The sequence below is a fragment of the Saccharomonospora iraqiensis subsp. iraqiensis genome, from assembly GCF_000430445.1.
Classification (GTDB): Bacteria; Actinomycetota; Actinomycetes; order Mycobacteriales; family Pseudonocardiaceae; genus Saccharomonospora; species Saccharomonospora iraqiensis.
The window spans coordinates 1-3,697 of record NZ_KE387099.1 but is presented as its reverse complement, the minus strand read 5'-3'; the positions used below and the strand labels follow the sequence as shown (position 1 = coordinate 3,697).

At 71.7% G+C, this 3,697-nt stretch carries 3 protein-coding genes; 2 read left to right on the top strand and 1 reads right to left on the bottom strand.

All coding sequences use genetic code 11. The features are described from left to right. A partial coding sequence (locus tag ACTIR_RS23335; RefSeq protein WP_233345909.1) for a DNA translocase FtsK occupies nucleotides 1-1,619 on the top strand: 1,619 nt, incomplete at its 5' end. A 22-nt stretch (nucleotides 1,620-1,641) separates the two neighbouring features. Here ACTIR_RS23335 and ACTIR_RS0113845 read toward each other — a convergent pair. Beyond that, entirely contained in the window at nucleotides 1,642-2,163 is a 522-nt protein-coding gene (locus ACTIR_RS0113845) for an amino-acid N-acetyltransferase (RefSeq protein WP_026454734.1), read from the bottom strand. A gap of 142 nt (nucleotides 2,164-2,305) precedes the next feature. Here ACTIR_RS0113845 and rimO point away from each other — a divergent pair. Next, nucleotides 2,306-3,697: 30S ribosomal protein S12 methylthiotransferase RimO (gene rimO, locus ACTIR_RS0113840; RefSeq protein ID WP_052583883.1), on the top strand; the 1,392-nt coding region annotated here is incomplete at its 3' end.

Sequence of the window (3,697 nt, the reverse complement as noted above, 5' to 3'; positions counted from 1 at the left end):
CGCCGGCGGCCACCGCCGCGGCCGCGGCCCCGGCGAAGGGTGCCCGGAAGAAGACGGCGGAGGCGGGCGAGGCGACCCAGCTGGAGATCGAGGCGCCGCTGTCGGTGACCCGCACGGTCGAGGGCGACTACACCCTGCCCCCGGCGGAGCTGCTCACCCTCGGGGACCCGCCGCTGGCGCGGAGCCGGGCGAACGACGCGATGATCGAGGCGATCACCGGCGTGCTCCAGCAGTTCAAGATCGACGCCGAGGTCACCGGATTCACCCGGGGGCCGACCGTCACCCGGTACGAGGTCGAGCTCGGCCCCGGCGTGAAGGTCGAGAAGATCACCGCACTGACCAAGAACATCGCCTACGCGGCAGCCACGGAGAACGTGCGCCTGCTGGCGCCGATCCCCGGCAAGTCCGCGGTCGGGATCGAGGTGCCGAACTCCGACCGTGAGATGGTGCGCCTCGGCGACGTGCTCCGCTCGCCGCTGGCCGCCACCGACGACCACCCGATGGTGATCGGGCTCGGCAAGGACATCGAGGGCAGTTTCGTCACCGCGAACCTGACCAAGATGCCGCACCTGCTGGTCGCGGGCTCCACCGGCTCCGGTAAGTCGAGCTTCGTCAACTCGATGCTGGTGTCGCTGCTGGCACGGGCCACGCCGGAGGAGTGCCGGATGATCCTCATCGACCCGAAGATGGTCGAGCTGACCCCCTACGAGGGCATCCCGCACCTGATCACCCCCATCATCACCCAGCCGAAGAAGGCCGCCGCCGCGCTGGCCTGGCTGGTGGAGGAGATGGAGCAGCGCTACCAGGACATGCAGGCCAACCGGGTGCGCCACATCGACGACTTCAACGCCCGGGTGCGGTCGGGGGAGATCACCGCCCCGCCCGGCAGCGAGCGCGAGTACCGCCCGTATCCCTACATCATGGCGATCGTCGACGAGCTCGCCGACCTGATGATGACCGCGCCGCGCGACGTGGAGGACGCCGTCGTGCGGATCACGCAGAAGGCCCGGGCCGCGGGGATCCACCTGGTGCTGGCGACCCAACGCCCCTCGGTCGACGTGGTCACCGGCCTGATCAAGACCAACGTGCCGTCGCGGCTGGCGTTCGCGACGTCGTCGTTGACCGACTCGCGCGTCATCCTCGACCAGCAGGGGGCCGAGAAGCTGATCGGCATGGGCGATGCGCTGTACCTGCCGATGGGCGCGGGCAAGACGAGCCGTGTCCAGGGCGCCTTCGTCAGCGACGAAGAGATCGCCGCCGTCGTGCAGGCCACGAAGGAGCAGGCCGCGCCGGAGTACGCCGAAGGGGTGACCGCGGGCAAGTCGGCGGACACCAAGGAGATCGACCCGGACATCGGCGACGACCTGGAGGTGCTGCTCCAGGCGGCCGAACTGGTGGTGACCTCCCAGTTCGGCTCCACGTCGATGCTGCAGCGCAAGCTCCGGGTCGGCTTCGCCAAGGCGGGCAGGCTCATGGACCTGTTGGAGACCCGGGGGGTGGTCGGTCCGTCCGAGGGCTCGAAGGCGCGCGACGTGCTGGCCAAACCCGACGACCTCCCGCAGGTGCTGGCCACCATCCGTGGCGAGGACCCACCCGGCGAGCCCGCCGACCCCTCCTGACCGGGGCCGACGGCGGGTACGGTCACCGGTCCCGGTCGTCGAGATGCCGCAGCATCCGGGTGTTGCCCAGGGTGTTCGGCTTGACGAACGGCAGGTCGAGGAACTCGGCGACGCCGGTGTCGGCCGAGCGGCGCATCTGCTCGTAGACCTCCCGCGGCACCGGCGTGCCCTCGATCGCGCGGAACCCGTGCCGGGCGAAGAACTCCGTCTCGAAGGTCAGCACGAACAGCTTGGCCAGGCCCAGCTCCACGGCCAGGTCGATCAGACGCCGCACCAGCAGGCTCCCGATGCCGTGCCCGCGCACGGACCGGTCGACGGCCACCGTGCGGATCTCGGCGAGGTCCTCCCACATCACGTGCAGCGCGCCGCACCCGACGACCGTGCCCGCGAGCTCGGCGACCCAGAACTCCTGGACGTCCTCGTAGAGCGTGATCAGTTCCTTCTCCAGCAGCACCTCGCCCGCGTCGGCGTCGACCAGTGCCTTGATCCTGCGGACGTCGGCGATCCGCGCGCGGCGGACGACCGGTGCTTGCGGTGACTCCACGTCTGTAGACGCTAACGGGCGTGCGGCCGGACGGTCTCCAGGGTGTGCTCGGGGGCCGGTCGGCGGCGGTTACCCTGAACAGGTGTCTTCCGCAGAAGCCGTCGACAGTACCGGCTCGTCACCCGAGCGACGTCGGGTCGCGATGCTCACCCTGGGTTGTGCCCGCAACGAGGTCGACTCCGAGGAGCTCGCGGGCAGGCTCACCACGCAGGGGTGGGAGCTGACCGACGACCCGGGTGACGGGGACGTCGTCGTGGTCAACACCTGCACGTTCGTGGAGTCGGCGAAGAAGGACTCGGTCGACACCCTGCTCGCCGCCTCCGACACCGGGGCGAAGGTCGTGGCCGTGGGCTGCATGGCCGAGCGGTACGGCCACGAGCTGGCGGACAACCTGCCCGAGGCGGACGCCGTGCTCGGGTTCGACCACTACCCCCACCTGGCCGAGCGGCTGGACGACGTCGCCGGGGGGCGGACGGTCGCCGCGCACACGCCGACCGACCGCCGGACCCTGCTGCCGCTGACCCCGGTCGAACGGCCCTCCGCCGCCGAGGAGGTCGCCGTGCCGGGCCACGCCGGCTGGGGGCCCCGGGTGTTGCGTACCCGGCTGGACGACGCGCCGGTGGCACCGTTGAAGATCGCGTCCGGCTGCGACCGCCGCTGTTCGTTCTGCGCGATCCCGTCCTTCCGGGGTTCCTTCGTCTCCCGCCACCCGGACGACCTGGTGGCCGAGGCGGCCTGGTTGGCCGGGCAGGGGGCACGGGAGCTGTTCCTGGTCAGCGAGAACTCGACCTCCTACGGCAAGGACCTCGGCCGCGACCTCGGCGGCACCCGCGCGCTGGAGCGGCTGCTGCCCCGGCTCGCGGCCGTGGACGGGGTGCACCGGGTCCGCGTGTCGTACCTGCAGCCCGCCGAGACCCGGCCGGACCTGGTGCGCGCGATCGCCACCACACCGGGGGTGGCCACCTACTTCGACCTGTCGTTCCAGCACTCCAGCGAGACCGTGCTGCGCCGGATGCGCCGGTTCGGGTCGACCGACTCGTTCCTGGCGCTCGTCGACCAGATCCGGGAGTACGCGCCCGAGGCGGGTATCCGGACGAACGTGATCGTGGGCTTCCCGGGCGAGACCGAGGACGACGTCGCCGAGCTGGAGCGGTTCCTCACCGCGGCCCGGCTCGACGCGGTCGGCGTCTTCGGGTACTCGGACGAGGACGGGACCGAGGCCGAGTCGTTCGACGGCAAGCTGGACGCCGAGACCGTGGCCGAGCGGGTCACCCGGATCTCCACCCTGGTGGAACAGCTGACCGCCCAGCGCGCGGAGGAGCGGGTCGGCACCGTGGTGGACGTCCTCGTGGAGAGCGCGGACGACGAGGTCACCGGGCGCGCGGACCACCAGGCGCCCGAGGTCGACGGCGAGTGCGTGGTGCTCGACGCGGGGGAGTGCGCGGTGGGGGATCTGCTGCGCTGCGAGGTCGTGGACAGCGCGGGGGTCGACCTGGTCGTGCGGCCGGTCGCCGACGCCGCGGCCGGGTCCGCG